Annotated in this window: 17 protein-coding genes; 3 read left to right on the forward strand and 14 right to left on the reverse strand. The window is 71.6% G+C overall.

Annotation, left to right across the window (positions count from 1 at the left end):
• The 6 genes from B0E53_RS12305 to B0E53_RS12330 all read right to left on the reverse strand — a co-directional run.
• Positions 1 to 832, reverse strand: an 832-nt coding sequence (locus B0E53_RS12305) for a glutamate mutase L (protein ID WP_210406037.1), incomplete at its 3' end; no start/stop codon positions are given.
• Positions 833 to 890: 58 nt separating this feature from the next.
• Entirely contained in the window at positions 891 to 1283 is a 393-nt protein-coding gene (locus tag B0E53_RS12310; RefSeq protein WP_107076185.1) for a hotdog domain-containing protein, read from the reverse strand.
• A complete protein-coding gene (locus B0E53_RS12315; protein WP_107076186.1) occupies positions 1280 to 2032 on the reverse strand; it encodes an OAM dimerization domain-containing protein in 753 nt (250 codons plus the stop codon). The genes B0E53_RS12310 and B0E53_RS12315 overlap by 4 nt, the downstream gene beginning before the upstream one ends.
• A complete protein-coding gene (locus B0E53_RS12320; RefSeq protein ID WP_107076187.1) occupies positions 2029 to 3588 on the reverse strand; it encodes a lysine 5,6-aminomutase subunit alpha in 1560 nt (519 codons plus the stop codon). The genes B0E53_RS12315 and B0E53_RS12320 overlap by 4 nt, the downstream gene beginning before the upstream one ends.
• A gap of 25 nt (positions 3589 to 3613) precedes the next feature.
• Positions 3614 to 5185, reverse strand: a complete 1572-nt coding sequence (locus tag B0E53_RS12325; protein WP_107076188.1) for an amidohydrolase family protein — start codon at positions 5183 to 5185, stop codon at positions 3614 to 3616.
• A gap of 5 nt (positions 5186 to 5190) precedes the next feature.
• Positions 5191 to 6240 carry a zinc-binding alcohol dehydrogenase gene (locus B0E53_RS12330; protein ID WP_210406039.1) on the reverse strand — a complete coding sequence of 350 codons (1050 nt, stop codon included), beginning with the start codon at positions 6238 to 6240 and terminating at the stop codon, positions 5191 to 5193.
• Between the two features lie 155 nt (positions 6241 to 6395).
• Here B0E53_RS12330 and B0E53_RS12335 point away from each other — a divergent pair, with 155 nt between their 5' ends.
• Entirely contained in the window at positions 6396 to 7802 is a 1407-nt protein-coding gene (locus B0E53_RS12335) for a lysine 2,3-aminomutase (RefSeq protein ID WP_107076190.1), read from the forward strand.
• Between the two features lie 55 nt (positions 7803 to 7857).
• On the opposite strand, the gene B0E53_RS12340 is transcribed toward B0E53_RS12335, so the two are convergent.
• Both B0E53_RS12340 and B0E53_RS12345 read right to left on the reverse strand, forming a co-directional pair.
• Entirely contained in the window at positions 7858 to 8190 is a 333-nt protein-coding gene (locus tag B0E53_RS12340) for a YnfA family protein (RefSeq protein WP_107076191.1), read from the reverse strand.
• Between the two features lie 117 nt (positions 8191 to 8307).
• Positions 8308 to 8502 (reverse strand): CsbD family protein, encoded by a 195-nt coding sequence (locus B0E53_RS12345; protein WP_107076192.1) that lies wholly within the window; start codon positions 8500 to 8502, stop codon positions 8308 to 8310.
• A gap of 302 nt (positions 8503 to 8804) precedes the next feature.
• Here B0E53_RS12345 and B0E53_RS12355 point away from each other — a divergent pair, with 302 nt between their 5' ends.
• On the forward strand, positions 8805 to 9416 hold the full coding sequence (locus B0E53_RS12355; RefSeq protein ID WP_107076193.1) for a histidine phosphatase family protein: 612 nt from the start codon (positions 8805 to 8807) through the stop codon (positions 9414 to 9416).
• Positions 9417 to 9583: 167 nt separating this feature from the next.
• On the opposite strand, the gene B0E53_RS12360 is transcribed toward B0E53_RS12355, so the two are convergent.
• The 6 genes from B0E53_RS12360 to B0E53_RS12385 all read right to left on the reverse strand — a co-directional run bounded on the left by B0E53_RS12360 (position 9584) and on the right by B0E53_RS12385 (position 15302).
• Complete coding sequence (locus B0E53_RS12360) at positions 9584 to 11263, reverse strand: CDP-glycerol glycerophosphotransferase family protein (protein WP_246835365.1); 1680 nt, start codon at positions 11261 to 11263, stop codon at positions 9584 to 9586.
• 307 nt (positions 11264 to 11570) lie between these two features.
• Complete coding sequence (locus B0E53_RS12365; RefSeq protein WP_107076195.1) at positions 11571 to 12080, reverse strand: Lrp/AsnC family transcriptional regulator; 510 nt, start codon at positions 12078 to 12080, stop codon at positions 11571 to 11573.
• Positions 12081 to 12171: 91 nt separating this feature from the next.
• Positions 12172 to 13314, reverse strand: coding sequence for an acyl-CoA dehydrogenase family protein (locus B0E53_RS12370; RefSeq protein WP_107076196.1), 1143 nt, complete (start codon positions 13312 to 13314; stop codon positions 12172 to 12174).
• Positions 13311 to 14426: a Xaa-Pro peptidase family protein gene (locus B0E53_RS12375; RefSeq protein ID WP_210406040.1), complete on the reverse strand. Its 1116-nt coding sequence runs from the start codon at positions 14424 to 14426 to the stop codon at positions 13311 to 13313. The genes B0E53_RS12370 and B0E53_RS12375 overlap by 4 nt, the downstream gene beginning before the upstream one ends.
• Before the next feature lie 43 nt (positions 14427 to 14469).
• Entirely contained in the window at positions 14470 to 14769 is a 300-nt protein-coding gene (locus B0E53_RS12380; protein ID WP_246835366.1) for a hypothetical protein, read from the reverse strand.
• 146 nt (positions 14770 to 14915) lie between these two features.
• Positions 14916 to 15302, reverse strand: a complete 387-nt coding sequence (locus B0E53_RS12385; protein ID WP_107076198.1) for a hypothetical protein — start codon at positions 15300 to 15302, stop codon at positions 14916 to 14918.
• 106 nt (positions 15303 to 15408) lie between these two features.
• Between B0E53_RS12385 and B0E53_RS12390 the strand changes: the two genes are divergently transcribed.
• The gene (locus B0E53_RS12390; protein WP_210406038.1) at positions 15409 to 18459 is read left to right on the forward strand and encodes a Tn3 family transposase; all 3051 of its coding nucleotides are present in this window, start codon (positions 15409 to 15411) and stop codon (positions 18457 to 18459) included.
• Positions 18460 to 18938: the final 479 nt, after the last annotated feature.

The following is an 18938-nucleotide window of genomic DNA, read 5'->3' on the forward strand; positions in this document are numbered from 1 at the left end:
CGGCCCGGTCGGCGTCGTCGGCGGGCAGGAACCCGGGGTCGGCGGCCCGCGCCGCCGCCGCGGCCGCCAGGTCGCCCTCCTCCCCGGCGGCGAGCAGGCGCTCCTCGGCTGCGGCGCGGACCACGCCGGGCGCGCTCCACCGCATCCCGAGGTCCCCCTCGACGGTGCGGGCCCGCCACAACGTGCCGGCGACCTCCTGGCTGGGGCCGCTGTCCCGCTCGTCGGGGGTGAGCACCGAGTACACGTCGGTGGTGGCGCCGCCGACGTCGACGACGGCCAGGTCCCCGCCGAGGGCGTCGGCGAGAACCTCCACGCCGGTGAGCACCGCGTCGGGGGTGGCGGCCCGCACCAGCCGCGCGAACCGGCCGCCGCGGGACAGCTTCTTGCCGCCGATGACGTGCCGCAGGAACACCTCCCGGATCGCGGCGCGCGCCGGCGCGGGGGTGAGCACCCCGATGCGGGGCAGCACGTTGTCGGCGGCGGTGACCGGCACCTTCGCCGCCACCAGCAGGGCGTGCAGGTCGTCGCGGGCATCGGCGTTGCCGGCGAGCACCACCGGCACCCGCCAGCGCGCCCGCGCGGTGACCAGCGGCTCGTAGCCGATGACGGCCAGGCGCAGGCCACCACCGGCCGACGAGCAGACGTACCAGGGCAGGTCCCCGGCGGCCAGCCCGGCGGCGGCGGCGCCGACCGCGGCGTCCAGGCCGTGCAGCACGTCGGTGCCGACGGTGGTCGGCGCGGCCGCCGCGCCCACCAGCCGGCCGCCGTCGAGGTCGACCACCGCGGCCTTGGTGTACGTCGACCCGACGTCGGCGCAGACAGCGAGGTTCACGCGGAGCTGTCCTTCGTTCGCGACTGCGGGGCTCGCAACCCCGGCTCACTCCTCGCGTTCACGCCGCTGAGGGTACGACCACCGTGCCGGTCGCCGTGACCGCCACGATCGGCTCGGCGAGGACCTCGGCGGCGGACTCGGACCTGTCGGGGCGGCCCCGGCACACCACCCGGGCGGCGAAGTCGATGGTGCGGCTGCGGGTGCCGACCCGGGTGACGGTGGCGACCACCTCCAGCACGTCACCGGCCTTCATCGGCGCCTTGAACTGCACGTCCGAGTAGGAGGCGAACAGCCCCTCGTCGCCGTCGGTGCGGATGCACACCTCGGTGGCCACGTCCCCGAACAAGCCCAGCGCGTACGCCCCGTCGACCAGGTTCCCCGCGTAGTGGGCGTGGGAGTACGGCACGTACCGGCGGTGGGTGACGGTCAGGCCGACCCGGGAGTCGCTCATGCTCTCGCCTTCTTCTCGGTGATCAGGGCGTGCACCAGGTAGCTGGCGACCTCGCCGGGGGTGGTGCCGCGACCGAAGATCCGGTCGACGCCCAGCTCCCCGGTCATGCTCTCGTCGAAGCGGGGCCCGCCGACGATCAGCAGGGGCCGCCGCCCGGCGGGCAGGGCCTCCCGGAACGCGGCCGACATCTCCCGGGTGTTGTGCAGGTGCGCGTCACGTTGCGTGACCACCTGGGACACCAGCACGGCGTCAGCCTTCTCCCGCCGGGCCGCCTCGACCAGCTCCGGGACGCTGACCTGCGCGCCCAGATTGGTGACCTTCAGTTCCCGGTAGTACTCCAGGCCCTTCTCCCCCGCGATGCCCTTCACGTTGAGGATCGCGTCGATGCCCACGGTGTGCGCGTCGGTGCCGATGCAGGCGCCCACCACGGACAGCTTGCGCCGCATCCGCTGCTTCACCACCGTGTTGACCTCCTTGGCCGACAGCAGCGGGAAGTCCCGTTCCACCACCTGCACCTTGTCGAGATCCACGAGGTGGTTCACCCGCCCGTAGACCACGAAGAAGGTGAACCCGTCGCCCATCTGCTTGGCGTGCACCAACATCGCCGGGTCGATGCCCATCTTGTTGGCCAACTGCACGGCGGCGCCCTCGGCCCGCTTGTCGTGCGGCACCGGCAGCGTGAACGACACCTGCACCATGCCGTCGCCGGTGGTGTCCCCGTACGGCCGGACGATCTTCTTCTCCGTCATGCCGCCTGCTCCAGGATGTCCGTGGCCGGGTTGTAGTAGTCGGCCTCGTGCTTCGCGACGCCGTCGAGGCCCTTGCCCCGGTCCGCGGGCCGCTTCATGATCCCGAAGGTGCCCTCGGCGATCGCGGCCAGCAGCGACTGCTCACCGATGCGGTCCAGCAGATCCACGGCCTCACCCAGCACCCGGTGCGCGCGCTGCTGGATGAACCCGCCCGGGGCCGGCACGAAGTCCTCGTGCAGCCCGCCGGCGGCGCCCAGCACGTACCGCACGTTCTGCAGGGCGATGTCCCGGTCCGACAGCCACGGCGTGACCACCGCCTCGGTCATCATGCCGACCAGCAGGATGCCCTGCCCCGTCATGGTGCCCACCAGGTTGAAGAACCCGTCGAGCAGGTTGCCGCGGAACACGTCCCCGGTCATGTGCTTGGTCGGCGGCATCCACTTCAGCGGCGCGTCGGGGAACAACTCCCGGGCCAGCAGCGCGTGCGCCAGCTCCAGCCGGAACGACTCCGGCAGATCCGGGTTGATCTCGAACGCGTGCCCCAGGCCCAGCTGCCAGTCGGCCAGCCCCGCCTCGTGCGCGAAATACTCGTTGAGCAGCTGCGACACCGTCACCGTGTGCGCCTCGTCCACCGCGTCGGCGGTGGTGAGGTAGTTGTCCTCACCGGTGTTGATGATGATCCCGGCGCGGGCGTGCACCTGCCGGGAGAACCGCTGGTCGACGAACGTGCGGATCGGGTTGATGTCGCGGAACAGGATCCCGTACATCGAGTCGTTGAGCATCATGTCCAGCCGCTCCAGGCCCGCGAGCGTGGCCATCTCCGGCATGCACAGCCCCGACGCGTAGTTCGTCAGCCGCACGTACCGGCCCAGTTCCCGCGACGACTCGTCCAGCGCCGCCCGCATCAGCCGGAAGTTCTCCTGCGTGGCGTACGTGCCCGCGAAGCCCTCCCGGGTCGCGCCCTCGGGCACGTAGTCCAGCAGCGACTGCCCGGTGGAACGGATCACCGCGATGATGTCCGCCCCCGCCCGCGCCGCCGCCTGCGCCTGCGGGATGTCCTCGTAGATGTCGCCGGTGGCCACGATCAGATAGATCCACGGCCGCTGCTTCGGGTCCCCGTACCGCTTCACCAGCCGGTCCCGCTCGGCGCGCCGCCGGTCGATCTGCCGCACACCCGCGGCGACCGCCCGGCGGGCGGCCCGGCGGGCAGCCGTCGCGGCCTTGCCGGTCGGCTGCGTAAACCGCACCGACCCGGCAGCGGCCTTCTGCGCCAGCAACGTCACGTCGGCGATCTGCTCCCGCGCCAGGGCGTCGAACACCGGCACCGCCACCCCGTGGCCCAGACCCACATCGGCCACCACCGCGTCGACCAGCCGGTTCACCCACGGGATGCCGTCCGGGTCGGCGCCGGTCACCCCGGCCAGCCGCAGCACCGCCCGCTCCACCGACACCGTGGTGTGGCTGCGCGCCAGATCCACCACCGGCTGCCCGGCCCGGCGCGCCAACTCCCGCGCCCGCGCCACCAGCGCCGGATCCAGCCCAAGCTTGCTTGTCACGAAGACCCTTCCTCTGGCCGCCCGCTCACGCGGACCCCTCCTCGTAGATCACGTCACCGCGCAGCACCGTGGCCCGGCACACCGGCAGCGGCGTCGGGTCATCCGCGCCGCGCGCCTCCGGATCCTCGGCCTGCAACACCGGCAGGCCCCGCTCCACCCCGGCCGGGGTGTCCCACACCGCGAACGTCGCCGGCGCCCCCAGCGCCAGGACCCCCTCGTTGTCCAGGTGCACCGCCCGCCACCCGCCGCGGGTGTGCGCCGCGAACGCCGCCCGCACGCTCATCCGCTGCGCCGGGTTGTGGTGCGCCGCCGCGGCCCGCACCGACCCCCACGGGTCCAGCGGCGTCACCGGCGAATCCGAGCCGAACGCCAACGCCACCCCCACCCCGTGCATGGCGCCCATCGGATTCGACTCCAACGACCGGGACAGACCCAACCGCGACTCGTACATCCGGCCCGCGCCACCCCACAGCCGGTCGAACGCCGGCTGCATCGACGCCACGATCCCGTACTCCACAAAGCCGGCGATCAACCGCTTGCTCATGATCTCCGCGTGCTCCACCCGGTGCCGGGCCGCCCGCAACCGGTCCACACCCACCTTCTGCGCCGCCTGCGCGAACCCGTCCAGCACCGTGCCGATCGCCGCGTCCCCGATCGCGTGGAAACCGCCCTGCACACCGTGCGCCGCACAGTCCAACAGATGGTCACGCACCTGCTCGACCGTCACGTAACCGTGCCCGCACGCCCCCGGCTCCCCGTCCAGGTACGCCGCCGACACGTGCGCCGTCCGCGAGCCCAGCGCGCCGTCGGCGAACAGGTCACCGCCGGCGCCCACCGCACCCAGCTCCCGGGCCCGCGCCGCGCCCAGCAGCTCACCCCAGTACCCGTACACCTCCGGCACCCCGGCCCCCGAGATCGCCAGCAGCCCGGTGAAGTCCTCCTCGTCGGAGATGTCCGGGCCGCCGCACTCGTGCACCGCGGCGATGCCCAGCGACGCCGCGTGCTCCAGGGCCCGCCGCTGCGCCGCCACCCGCTGCACCCGGGTCACCGACGCGAACGCCGCGGCCCGCACCACGTGGTGCGCGTCGCGACGCAGCCAACCCGACGGGTCGTACCCGGCCGCGGCCGCCGCGTCCGGGCAGGCCGCCAACAGCGCCGCCGACACCAGCGCCGAGTGGATCGACGCCTGCGACAGGTACACCTTGCGGCCCCCCGACGCCCGGTCCAGCGCCGCCGCGTCCGGCAGGGCCGGCTCCGCCCAGGACGACTCGTCCCAGCCGTGCCCCAGCACCACCGCGTCCGACGGCAACGCCGCGGCGAACCCCGCGACCGCCTCCAGCAGCCCGGCCGCCGACCGCACCGCCGACAGGTCCAGCCCCGACAGGGCCAGCCCCGTGTCCGTGGCGTGCACGTGCGCGTCCACGAACGCCGGCGTCACCAGCGCCCCGCCCAGCTCCACCACCCGGTCGGCGGCCGGCGCGTCGGCGTCGCCGCCCAGCCAGGCGATCCGCCCGTCACGCACCAGCAACGCCGTCGCGCTCGGATCGGCCGGACAGTGCAGCACTCCGCCGCGGTACAAGGTCGAGGGGTTCGTCATGACGCTCAGTCTGCCGCCAGCCGCGCCTCGAACAGACGACGCACCCCCGGCTCGGCCCGCAGCAGCTCCAGCGCCAGCTCTGCGTGCCCCGGCACGTACCCGTTGCCCACCAGCATCGTCACATCCGCGGCCAGGCCCTCCGCGCCCAGCGCCGCCGCCGCGAAGCTCGTCGCCATCGAGAAGAAGATCACCGTGCCGCCGTCCTCGGTCGCCAGGACCGCCCCGTGCTCGCAGCCCGGCACGTCCACGCAGACCACCGTCACGTCCGCCGGCGCCCCCAGCGCCGTGGTCACCGCCGTGGACAGCCCCACCGGGTCGCGGGCGTCGGCCAACGCCACCACGTCGGCCAGGCCGGCCGCGTCGAGCGCGTCCCGCTCCGCCGCCACCGGCACCACCCCGACGGTACGGCCGGCGCCGGCCCGCCGCGCCGCCGCCAGGGACAGCGAGCCGCTCTTCCCGGCGCCGCCGATCACCGCCACCGTCACCGGACGCCCGTCGTCAGCGCGGCGGCGCCGCGCCACCTGCTCGGCCACCACCCGCGCGGTCAGCGCCGGCGCCCCGCACACGTCCAGCACCGCCAGCGACAGCTCCGGGTGCAGGTCGCCGGGCAGCACCGCGGCGATCGACCGCGCGAACAGGATCGCGTACCCGTCGCAGGGCACCTGCTCGCTGCGCCCGTCCCAGCGGGCCAGCCCGTCGAGGATCGTCAGCGGGGTCAGCGTCAGCGACACCAGCGTCGCCACCCGGTCGCCGGGCCGCAACCCCAGCGGGGACCGCTTCCCGGCCTCCTCCACCGTGCCGATCAGCATGCCACCGGAGCCGGTGACCGGGTTCTGCATCTTCCCCCGGGTCGAGATGATCTCCAGCACCTCGGCGCGGACCTTCTCCCCGTCGCCGCCGTGCTTCTCCGACAGCTGCCGGAAGCTCGCCGCGTCCAGGTTCAGCCGCTCGACCCGGATCCGCACCTCGTTGGCGCCGATCCGGGGATCGGCGTCCAACCGCCACGCCGCCTGCGGCAGCACCCCCGCCGGTTCCACGACTCGGTGCAGACCCACCGGTGACGTCACGCCGACCCCCTATGTTCAGCCGCCCGAAACCCCGGCCAGGGCTCGCGTCGCGGGAAAACTTACGGCAGACTAATTTCTTCACCGGATATTTTCCAGTAGCCTTCAGGATCGCTGATCACCCGCACCACATGTCAGGAGGGGCCGTGACCCAGACCCAACCGGTTGAGACCATCCCTCAACCCCGTCACGCCCCGGTCGCCGTTCCGACCGCCGGGCAGCCGTACGAGTACCGCCGCACCCCCCTGGTCGAACCCGACTGGACCCGCTTCCCCGGCTGGCGCCACGTCACCCGGGAGCAGTGGGAGAACGCCCAGTGGCAGCGGGTCAACTGCGTCAAGAACATCAAGCAGCTGCGCACCGTCCTGGGCGACCTCGTCGACGAGAGCTTCTACGCCGACCTCGAGGCCGACCAGAAGGCCCTGGCCACCATGTCGATGCTGGTGCCCCCGCAGATGGTCAACACCATGGTGCCGTTCGAGCCCATGACCACCGAGGCGTTCCTCGCCGACCCGGTCCGCCGCTACATGATCCCCGTGGCCTCCGACCGGCGCACCGACTGGCCGTCCCACCCCTACGCCAGCCGCGACAGCCTCCACGAGCACGACATGTGGGTCGCCGAGGGTCTCACCCACCGCTACCCCACCAAGGTCCTCGCCGAACTGCTCTCCACCTGCCCGCAGTACTGCGGGCACTGCACCCGGATGGACCTCGTCGGCAACTCCACCCCCGCCGTCGACAAGCTCAAGCTCACCCTCAAGCCCGTCGACCGCTACGACGCCCACATCGCCTACCTCAAGGCCCACCCCGGCGTCCGTGACGTCGTCGTCTCCGGCGGCGACGTGGCCAACGTGCCGTGGAAGAACCTCGAGTCCTACCTCATGCGGCTGCTCGAGATCGAAACCATCCGCGACATCCGGCTCGCCACCAAAGCCCTCATGGGCCTGCCCCAGCACTGGCTCCAGGCCGACGTCGTCGAGGGCCTCGAACGGGTCGCCCGCACCGCCGCCCGACGTGGCGTCAACCTCGCCATCCACACCCACGTCAACCACCGGCAGTCCATCACCCCGCTGGTCGCCCGGGCCGCCCAGACCGCCCTCGACGTCGGCGTCCGCGACGTCCGCAACCAGGGCGTGCTCATGCGCGGCGTCAACGCCACCAGCGCCGACCTGCTCGACCTCTGCTTCGCCCTGCAGGGCGAGGCCGGCATCCTGCCGTACTACTTCTACATGTGCGACATGATCCCCAACGCCGAGCACTGGCGGGTCCCCGTCTGGCACGCCCAGCAGCTGCAGCACGACATCATGGGCTACCTGCCCGGGTACGCCACCCCGCGGATCGTCTGCGACGTCCCCTTCGTCGGCAAGCGCTGGGTGCACATGCTCACCGAGTACGACCGCGAACGCGGCATCTCCTACTGGACCAAGAACTACCGCACCTCGATCGAGTCCGCGGACCTCGAAGCGCTCAACAAGCGCTACGCCTACTACGACCCGATCGACACCCTGCCCGAAACCGGCCAGTCCTGGTGGACCGCCCACCGCGACGACTGACCCGCGCCACCCCGTCGCCCCCGCGAGCCCACCCGGCCGCGGGGGCGACGGCCGTTCAGGCCCGCGGGGCGTACATGATCACCGCGACGCCGAGCAGGCAGATGGCCGCGCCCGCGACGTCCCACCGGTCCGGCCGGAACCCGTCCACCAGCACGCCCCACGCCAGCGACCCGGCCACGAACACACCTCCGTACGCCGCCAGGATCCGACCGAAGTTCGGGTCCGGCTGGAACGTCGCCACGAACCCGTACGCCCCCAGGGCGAGCACCCCGGCCGCCACCCACCACAGCCCCCGGTGCTCCCGCCAGCCCTGCCAGACCAGCCACGCGCCACCGATCTCCGCCACCGCGGCCAGCACGAACAGCACCAGGGAACGCAGGACCGTCACCCCGCGACCCTAACCAGACCCCGGCCGGCGCCGGCCGCTGCCCTGCCCGGACGCCGGATGCGACCCACGCACACGGCGGCGGGCCCCCGGATCACCGGGAGCCCGCCGCCGAACGGGTCACTTGTCGAAGGCGTCCCGGACGTTGCGTCCGGCCTCCTTGACGTTCTGCCCGGCCTGCCGCGCCCGGGCGGCGCTCTGCTCGTTGGCGCCCTCGGCCCGCAACCGCTCGTTGTCGGTGGCATCGCCGATCCGCTCCTTGGCCGCGCCGGCCAGCTCCTGGGCCCGGCTCTTGGCCTTGTCGGTGAAGCTCATCCCGCCTCCTCGGCTCATTCGGGCTTCTTGCGGTTGCGTCCCCGGTGCCGGTCTCCACAAACGCTGTGTCCCGGTGCACGTCGCGTAAGGTATCCTAGGAAGATAGGTTGAGATGACCAAAGCAGCTGGCCAGCGCCGTCGACGTAGCCGCTCGCCGGACTGCGGATCATGGCCTACACCGCCGAACCGGGTAGCCCGGACGCCGAACGCCTCGCCCTGCTTACCGTGCTCGGCGCCCAGTCGCTGCGCGGCTGACCTTCCGCCGGCCGGCCTCGACCGGCGGTCCGTGGTTGACTGGGCTGGTGAGCGAGATCCTGCTGATCCGGCACGGTGAGACCACCTGGAGCGCCAGCCGCCGGCACACCTCGTACACCGACCTGGAGCTGACCCCCGACGGGGAGCGGCAGTCCCGGGCGCTCGCCGTGGCGCTCGCCGGCCGGCGTTTCGTCCGGGTGCTGTCCAGCCCCCGGCAGCGCGCGACCTGCACCGCGCACCTGGCGGGGCTCACCGTCGACGCCGCCGATCCCGACCTGGCCGAGTGGAACTACGGCGCCTACGAGGGACGCACCACCGCGGACATCCACGACGAGAACCCGGCGTGGAACATCTGGACCGACGGCTGCCCCGACGGCGAGTCACCGGCCGAGGTCGGCGCCCGGCTCGACCGGGTGCTCGACCGGGTGGCCCCGCTGCTGGAGCAGGGCAGCGTCGCGCTGGTCGGCCACGCACACAGCCTGCGGGTGCTCGGCGCGCGCTGGATCGGCCTGCCCCCGTCCGCCGGCGGGCTGCTGCGGCTGGACACCGCCACCGTCAGCGTGCTCGGTCACGAGCACGGCCGGCGGGTCATCCTGCGGTGGAACCAGCCGGTCCCGCAGAGCGACCCGATCGGCCCGGACCGGGCAGCTCGGCACTGATCTTCGGCGGCCGGTCCTCGTGGCGCGCCGGTAGCGCCGCCGTCGTGCGGGCGTGGGACGTGCCGGGCCGGCTGGCCCGAGGGCCAGGCGAAGCAGCGTCAGACACGATCGGCTCCGGTTCGGCATCGATGCCGAACCGGAGCCGATCGTGGGCTGGCCGCTCGCCGTCAGAGGTAGCGCGAGGCCTCGTCGAGGAAACGCTGCGCGTACCGGTCCGACGGAATGTCCCCGAGGTAGTACTTCTTCAGGTCGCGGCGGGCGGTGGCGAGCGGGTCGCCGCCGAGAAGGTCGTCGAGGGCGGTGTCGAGTCCCTGCAGCCGGCCGCCGTGGGCGTCGATCACGTAGGCCGCCCGCGCAAGCGGGAACGCCTCCGGGAACCGGGCCGCCGGCGTCGAGACGGCGACCATCACGAAGGGCTTCTCCGAGTACAGGTAGTCCGCCACCACGCTCGACACGTCAGACACCATCGCGTCCGAGGCGTTGAAGCAGTCCGCGACCGTCATCGCCACCTCGGCCTCGGCACCGAAGACGTGTGGCCGTCCGTTCGTCCGGCGGTCGTCGGCCAGCAGCGTCCGGATGCGGTCGCACTCGCGGGCCAACGCCGCGGACCGCTGACTGTACGGATGCGGCCGGAAGACGACGCTGCACCCGCGGGCGACGAGCGCCTTGATGATGTCGTAGCCCACGAGCAGCGACGAATAGTTGGAGTCGGCGTAGAAACCGGCCCACGTCGGGGCGTACAGGACCCGGGGGTTGGCGATCGAGGCGATCGGCTCGGTCGCGATGGCGACGTTCTCCACCTGCGGACGCCCGACGATGGTGAACATCTCCGCGGGCATGCTCACCCCGTTGGCCGCGAACCGGTCGATCGCGGCCTGGCCGGCGACGAAGTTCTTGTCGTACAGCCGGAAGACCGGGTTGTGACTCGGCACCTTGTCGCTGTCGCCGTGGTTGAGCTGGATGTGCTTCAGGTTCGTGTACCGGACGACGTGGTTGTTCACCGTCGCGGTGTTGACGTAGAAGGCCGCCCGTAGCGACGGGGCGATGACGTCGTCGAGCTGGTTCAGCCCCATCCGCATCACCACCGGGGCCTTGGTGAGGCCAACCACCTCGTTGAAGTTGGTCTGGTTGCGAACCAGCACGAAGAACTTCCGGCCGAGGCGTTCCAGGTAGGGCAGCCACATCGCGAGCTGGTAGGCGGTGCCGGCCGGTGCGTTCCAGTGCACGAGGAAGACCGGCTCGTAGGCGGTCAGCGCGGCGAGCAGTTTCGCCTCGCTGCTGCGCCGTGCCCGCACCTGCCTCAGCCCCTGCAACCCGGTGAACAGCGTCAACCCGAGCGCCGCGACCGCCACCACCAGCGCGATGACCCCGGAGACACCGGTGAACGCGCAGATCAGCGCCACGAGCACCGCGGCGCCGTTGACCGGCGCCACCCGGCCCGGGTCGGGGCCACGGCCGGACCGCCACCCGATCCCGGGGAGGTTGGCCGAGACGGGGTAGACGGCCTCGAACGCCGACGCCAGCAGCGGTTCGCCGAGCACCGCCAGGCCCGCGACGGCGACACCGACGGCCAGGGCGGGATCGAGACCGCCGTGGACCGCGCCGAGCAGGTACGCGGTGGCGAGCAGGAGGACGCGCGCCACGACGGACGTTCCGACGGCCCCCGAACCGCCGCGCCACGCCCAGGCCAGCAGGCCGAACGCGAGGACGGCCGGGGGGAGCGCCCAGAGGCGGGAGTCTCCCACCGCCGCCAGCAGCAGGGCGGCGAGGGCCGTCACCTCGACCGCCGAGGCGGGCAGTCGGGTCCCGACGGCCGACGTCCGCGCCTCCGCCAGCCATCCGCTCAACCGGGACCGACCCGGCTTGGAAGCCGTCACCGCCCGACCCCCACCGACGACGGGCTGACCCGCTGCAGCCGCCTCGCCCGATCCCGGCATGTCGCCCGGAAGTTCTGTTGCAACGCCCACTCCTTATTCAACTAGCTACCCGCTCCTCGGGCCCCCACGGCCCGGTGAACGGTGGTTCAACGCACAGGCGGACCGGATCGCCCTGGGGTCCCGGCCGCCGCCGGCACACGCGCGACACCACCTGCCGTCGCCCGGCGACGCCCGCGCCCGGCCGGCGGCGAAGGTGATGATCGCTCGCTGGCCGCGGTCAACCCGCCTGCGAACCCGCCGACTCCGCCGAGACGCCGCGGAGCCGCTGCTGATGCACCGGCTCCGGGCCGACCTTCGGCGGGCGGTGCTCGTACGGGGTGGAGAGCACCACGGTCGTCCGGGTGGTGACGTTCGCGGCCGTCCGGATCTCCTGCAGCACCCGCTCCAGGTCCGCCGGGCTGGCCACCCGCACCAGCAGGAGGTAGAAGTCCTCCCCGGCCACCGAGTAGCACGAGTCGATCTCCGGCAGGTGGGCCAGCCGCTCCGGGGCGTCGTCCGGCTGCGAGGGGTCGAACGGCCGGATCGCCACGAACGCGGTCAGCGGCAGGTCCAGCGCCTCGAAAGAGACGCGGGCGGCGTACCCCTTGATGACGCCGCGCTGCTCCAGCCGGCGGACCCGCTGGTGCACGGCGGACACCGACAGGCCCACCCGCTCGGCCAGGTCCGTGTACGACAGCCGACCGTCCCCGGTCAGCGCGGCGACGATGGCGCGGTCGATCTCCTCCACGCGGTGCAACCTACCGGTAAAAGCGCTCCCACGTCGCACCCGGCCCGCCGCCATGACGCTGTACGGGCCGGGCGGTCGCGCGCCGCGTCGATCAGCCCTTGGCCAGGGCCCGGGAGATGACCAGCCGCTGGATCTGGTTGGTGCCCTCGACGATCTGGAGCACCTTGGCCTCGCGCATGTACCGCTCGACCGGGTGGTCGGCGACGTAGCCGGCGCCGCCGAGCACCTGCACGGCATCGGTGGTCACCCGCATCGCCACGTCGGTGGCGAACAGCTTCGCCTTCGCCGCCTCGATCGAGTACGGCCGGCCGGCGTCGCGCAGCCGGGCCGCGGCCAGCAGGAGCGCGCGGGCGGCGGAGATCTGGGTGGCGTGGTCGGCCAGGGTGAAGCCGAGCCCCTGGAAGTCGATGATCGCCCGGCCGAACTGCTGGCGTTCCCGGGCGTAGCCGATGGCGTAGTCCAGGGCGGCCTGGGCCAGGCCGACCGCGCAGGCGGCGATGCCGAGCCGTCCCGAGTCCAGCGCCGACATGGCGATGGTGAAGCCCCTGCCCTCGCCGCCGATCAGCCGCTCGGCGGGCACGCGGGCCTCGTCGAAGGCGATCTGGGCGACCGGGGAGGCGTGCAGGCCCATGGTCCGCTCGGCGGCCTGCGGGTGGATGCCCGGGGTGTTCCGGTCGGCCAGCAGGCAGGAGATGCCCTTGGGGCCGGGGCCGCCGGTGCGGCAGAAGATGCTGTAGAAGTCGGCGACCCGGGCGTGGGTGATCCACGCCTTGGTGCCGGAGACCACGTAGGCGTCGCCGTCGCGGACCGCCTTCGTGGTCAGGGCCGCGGCGTCGGAGCCGCCCTGCGGCTCGGAGAGGCAGTACGCCCCGAGCAGCTCGCCGCCGATCATGTCGGGCAGCAGCTTGCGCTGTTCGTCGGTGCCGAACTGGGCCACCGGGTAGCAGGACAGGGTGTGCACGCTGACCGCCTCGGCGACGGCGAGCCAGCGGCTGGCCAGGATCTCCAGCACCTGGACGTAGACCTCGTACGGCTGGGCGGCGCCGCCGTGCTCCTCGGCGTACGGGAGGCCGAGCAGGCCGGCCCGGCCCAGGGTGCGCAGCACCTCGCGGGGGAACTCGGCGCGCTCCTCGAAGCCGGCGGCCCTGGGGGCGAGTTCCCGGTCGGCGAGTTCGGTGGCGAGGTCCAGCAGGTCGTGGGCCTCGTCGGTGGGGAGGATCCGGTCGACAGTCATAGCGCGATGAGCTCCGTGGGGGTGGTGTTGAGCCGTTGCCCGCCGTCCGTCGTGCAGACGACGATGTCCTCGATCCGGGCACCGTGCCGCCCGGCGAGGTAGATCCCGGGTTCGACCGAGAACGCCATGCCGGCCTCCAGGGACCGGGGGTTGCCGGCCACGACGTACGGCTCCTCGTGGGTGTCGAGGCCGATGCCGTGGCCGGTGCGGTGCAGGAACGCGTCGCCGTGACCGGCGGCGGTGATGATGTCCCGGGCGACCGCGTCGAGGGCCTCGGCGGTCACCCCCGGGCGGACGGCCGCCACCGCGGCGCGCTGCGCCTCGTGCAGCACCGCATAGTAGTCGGTGAACTCGGCCGGGGCGGGGCCGCCGGCGACGTAGGTGCGGGTGCAGTCGGAGCGGTAGCCGGACGGCATGGTGCCGCCGATGTCCACCACGACCGGCTCGCCGGGGCGGATCGGCCGGTCGGCGGTGCCGTGGTGCGGGCTGGCGCCGTTCGGGCCGGCGGCCACGATGACGAAGTCGACGCGGATGTGCCCGGCGGCCCGGATGGCGGCGGCGATGTCGGCAGCCACCTCGACCTCGGTGCGGCCGGGGCGCAGCCACTCCCCCATCCGCCGGTGCACGGCGTCGATCGCGGCGCCCGCCTCGGCCAGGGCGGCGACCTCGGCGGCCGACTTGCGGATCCGCAGCTCGCGCAGGACCTCGGAGGCGAGCCGCTGTGCGGCGTCGGGCAGCGTGGCGCGCAGGGCGAGCACCTGCTCGGCCCACATCCGGTCGGCCAGCCCGACGGCGGCGACCGGGCCGGGCAGCGCGGCCCGCACCAGCGGCCAGGGGTCGGTGCCGTCGGCGTGGTCGACGATCCGGTAGCCGCCGCCGGGGGCGGCCTCGGCGCCGGGGCGTTCCAGCACCGGCACGATGAGGGTGGGCTCGCCCTCGGCGGGAAGCACCAGGCAGGTGAGCCGCTCCCCCTCGTGGGCGTCGTAGCCGGTCAGGTAGCGCAGGTCGGAGCCGGGGGTGAGCAGCAGCGCGTCCAGGCCCGCGGCGGCCGTGGCGCGCTGGGCGGCGGCCAGCCGCTCGACCGGGTAGAGCTCGTCGGTTCCCACCCCCAGAGCTTAACGGTCGTTTGGGTCGTCCGGGACCCCCGGTGGCCGCTCAGACCCCGGCCATCCGGTCCGCCTCGGGCTTGGTCAGCCCGGACGCTTGGAGCAGCTCGCCGACCACGATGAACACCTGAGAGGCGACGATGGTGCCGGAGAAGCCGAGTCCCTGGCCCCGGGCCCGGCGGGCCGCCTCGGCGGCCAGGGCCCGCGACCGGGCGATCTCGGGGGTCCGACCGGCCAGGAAGTCCCGGTGCAGCAGCCGCAGCGCCTGCCCGAAGGCCTCGATCGCGGCCGGCAGGTCGGCCGGGACCGGCTCCCGGGCGTCGAGCAGCGCGACCACCCGGCGGACCATGTTGCGGCTGTTGGTGAAGGCCAGCTCCAGGTGCGTGGCGGCGTGCTCGTAGGCCCAGTGCTTGGGTACGTGACCCCAGCCACTAAGTAACCCATGAGTAACTTGTGTCCCTGGGAGTGCCGGGGGGGACCTGGCTTTACCTGGGGCTACCGCGCGTGGTTGTGGTCGTCTTCATCGTCGAACGGTTCGAGGTCGTCCTCGTCGTCTTCGTCTGCCGGCTTGTCGTCGATGTCGTAGAGGCCGGGGTAGCGCAGTGCGTCGGGGCCTTGTTCCCAGTCGTCGGCGTGAGGCCATTCGTCTCGACGGTCGGCGATGGTGACGGCACGGGTGCCGCTCTCTGATCCGTCGTTGTCGCTGTCGATACGGTTCATCGTCTCGTCGTAGACGAGGAATTGGCCTCGGTAGTCGCGGGCGAGGCTGATGTCGTCGTGTTCGGTGGCCAGTACGACGTTGACGACTTTGCCGGTGTAGCCGTCTTCGTCGATGTCGATGCACACCATGACCGGCGCCTCGTACCGGACCCATCTGCGCATGTTCGTGGCCTTCCTGCTTGTTTCCGCTGGCGACGGGTCAGCGTATCGATCCTGGGCGTGGACGGAGGGTGTGGTGCGGGAAATCCTTGTCTGACAAGGTGTTTCGGTGCGCCGGGAGTGGAATCTTGACGATCTGATCGAGTCGTGGTCGCTGACCGATGCCGATCGGAAGATGGTGGGCAACAAGTACGGGTTCACGCGCCTGGGGTTCGCGTTGACCTTGAAGTATTTCGAGCTGGAGGCACGTTTCCCGCAGCGGCATTTCGAGTTCCCGGCCGTGGTGGTGGAGTTCGTGGCCAAGCAGGTGCGGGTGGCGGTCGAGGAGTTCACCCGCTACCAGTTCACCGGCCGCAACTTCGAGAACCACAAGGCGCAGATCCGCGCCCAGTTGGGGTTCCGGGAGTCGACCCGCGCCGACGAGGAGCGGCTGACGGGGTGGCTGGCCTCGGAGGTCTGCCCGAGCGAGCTGACCGAGGCGCGGCAGCGGGAGGCGCTGCTGGCCCGGTGCCGGGCTGATCATGTCGAGCCGCCGGGGCGCATTGATCGGATCATCAGTTCAGCGACCGCCGCCGCTGACCAGCAGTTCGTCGCGATGACGGTGCGGCGGCTGCGCGAGGCCCCGGGTGTAGTCGACGCGTTGATGGCGGCGATCTCGCCGCTGGTGTCCGACCGCGACGCCGCCGACCCGGCGCAGCGCAGCCTGTTCACCGAGCTGAAGGCTGACCCGGGCAAGCTGGGCCTGGAGACGCTGCTGGCGGAGATCACCAAACTGCAGCGGGTGCGGGCGGTCGGGCTGCCGGCGGATCTGTTCGCGGACGTGTCGGAGAATCGGATCGCGGTGTGGAAGGCCCGCGCGTTGGAGGAGTTCCCGTCGACGCTGCGCCGCGACCACACGCCGGAGGTGGCGTTGACGCTGCTGGCGGTGTTGTGCTGGTGCCGCCTGACGGAGATCACCGACGATCTGGTGCGGCTGTTCATCGATCTGGTCAATCGGATCAACACGCGGGCGGAGCGGCGGGTAGACAAGGCCCAGATGCAGGAGTTCAAGCGGGTCTCCAACAAGGAGACGGTGCTGTTCCGCATCGCCCGGGCCGCGTTGGAGCACCCGGACAGCAAGGTCCGTGACGTGCTGTTCCCCCTCGTGGGGGAGGACACGCTCAAAGGGCTGGCCGCGGAGGCGGAGGCGACCGAGTCACGGCGAAAGGCCCAGGTCCGTACGGTGCTGACCAGCTCCTACAGCAGCTACTACCGGCAGATGCTGCCCAAGCTGCTCACGGCCCTGGAGTGCCGGTGCAACAACACCCGGCACCGACCGGTGATGAACGCAATCGAGCTGCTGGACCGGTACAAGGACCGGGATCTGCGAGACACCGCCTTCTACGAGCACGCCGACGAGCCGCCGATCGTGGGGGTGGTGCCGGCGGACTGGAAGGCGGCGGTGGTCGACGAGCAGGAGCGGGTCGAGCGCATCCCATACGAGTTGTGCGTGCTGCGGGCGTTGCGGCAGGCGCTGATGAACCGGGAGATCTGGGTGGTGGGCGCCAAGCGGTGGCGTAACCCGGAGACCGAGCTGCCCGCCGACTTCGACGTGCACCGCGACGTGCACTACCAGGCGCTGCGGCTGCCGCAGGACCCTACCGAGTTCCTGGCCACCCTGAAGACCAGGGTAGACACGGCGCTGACCCGGCTGGCCCGCGGGCTGAAGGAGGACACCACCGGCGGGGTGCGGATCGGGATCAAGCACGGCCAGGCGTGGATCACCGTGCCGCCGCGCAAGAAGCAGCCCGCCCCGCCGCACCTGGGCGCCTTGAAGGAGGAGGTCATCCGCCGCTGGGGCGTGGTGAGCCTGCTGGATCTGCTGACCGAGGCCGACTGGCTCACCGGCTTTCACGCCGACTTCCACTCGATCGCCACCCGGGAGGGCATCACCGGCGATGAGCTGCGCAAACGCCTGCTGCTGATTGTGTTCGCGCTGGGTACGAACATCGATATCCGCCGCATGGTCCACTCGGGCGACCACAAGGTGTCCGAGGCCCAGCTGCGCCGTACCCGCCGGTTGTTCGTCAACCGTGACGGGCTGCGCCGGGCCATCGCAACCGTGGTCAACGCGACCCTGCGTAGCCGGGACGAACGCTGGTGGGGCACCGGCACCGCGTGCGCGTCGGACTCGAAAAAGTTCGGATCATGGCAGTCGAACATGATGACCGAATGGCACCAGCGCTACGGCGGACCCGGCGTCATGATCTACTGGCACGTCGAGCGTAAGAGCGTATGCGTGTACTCGCAGCTGACGACCTGCTCGGCGTCGGAGCCGGCGGCGATGATGGAGGGCCTGATTCGCCACTCCCAGGACGTCGACGCCTCGGAGATCGACTCCAACTACACCGATACGCATGGGGCGAGCCTGCCCGCGTTCGCGTTCACCTACGTCATGGGCTACAAGCTGCTGCCGAGGATCAAGAACATCGGCGGATACAGCCTGAACCGGCCGGACAACGGGGCCAGCTACCCGGGCCTGGAAACGGTGCTGACCCGGCCGATCAAATGGGACCTGATCCGCCAGCAGTACGACCAGATCATCAAGTACGCGCGGGCGCTGCAGCTGGGCACTGCCGAAGCCGAGCAGGTGATGCGCCGGTTCAACACCAAGGGCCCCAAACACCCGACGCTGCTGGCGATCGAGGAACTCGGCCGCGCGGTGCGTACCGCGTTCATCGCCGACTATCTGGCCAGCGAGAACCTGCGCCAGGAGATCCACGAGGGGTTGCAGGTCGTCGAGCAGTGGAACTCGGCGAACGTGGCGATCCACTACGGCAAAGACGGGGAGCTGACCGGCCCGGACAAGGAGACCCAGGAAATCTCCATGCTCGCCCTGCACCTGTTGCAATCCGCGCTCGTCCTGGTCAACACCCGCCTGGTCGACCGGATCCTGTCCGAACCCGAATGGGCCGCCCGGCTGACCGAACGCGACATCCGCGGCCTGAGCCCGCTCTTTTGGAGCAACGTGCTGCTGCACGGCGTGTTCGCCCTCGACCTCGACAAACGCCTCGACTACGACCGGATCCCCACCGCTGGCGACATGCGCGACGAGTTCGACGACGATCCGGACGACGCCGAAGACGCCGTGGTGTTCGGCAGCGGTCAGGTGATCGCGTGATACCGGCACGGCGTCCGTTTGGGGAACTCCCAACGGACGTGGGCGGGTTGGGTGCGTAGGTCCTGTTTTCTGATGCTGGACTTGCGGATTTCGTGCCAATTTAGCCGAAAAAGCCGGACTGACGAAACCTCAGGAAGCTTGAGTAGACGTCATCGCCGATAGCGTTCGTACATCGCTGGCGAACCGCGACGCCTGCGCTCGTGGCCTTGTTTGTCACCACCAGGATCATCGCCGGTTTTCAGAGCCCTCCACCAGACCCGGGATGGCTCACTGAGGCACCGCCAGGTCGCGGACTTGCCCGTGCTCATGATCGACGAGACCAGGCATCAGCCTGCAAAGCGCCCAGATGTTGAATCCCTACTTGACCCATAGGACTTCCTGAGATTTCATAGAGCCATGACGCTGGACGCCCGCTGTGGACACGAGCTCCACGCCATCGTGCGGCGTCACGTCGACTTGGCGCGGGTGAGCAGCGCCCT

The sequence above is a fragment of the Micromonospora sp. MH33 genome (assembly GCF_003013775.1).
Lineage (GTDB): Bacteria > Actinomycetota > Actinomycetes > Mycobacteriales > Micromonosporaceae > Micromonospora > Micromonospora fulviviridis.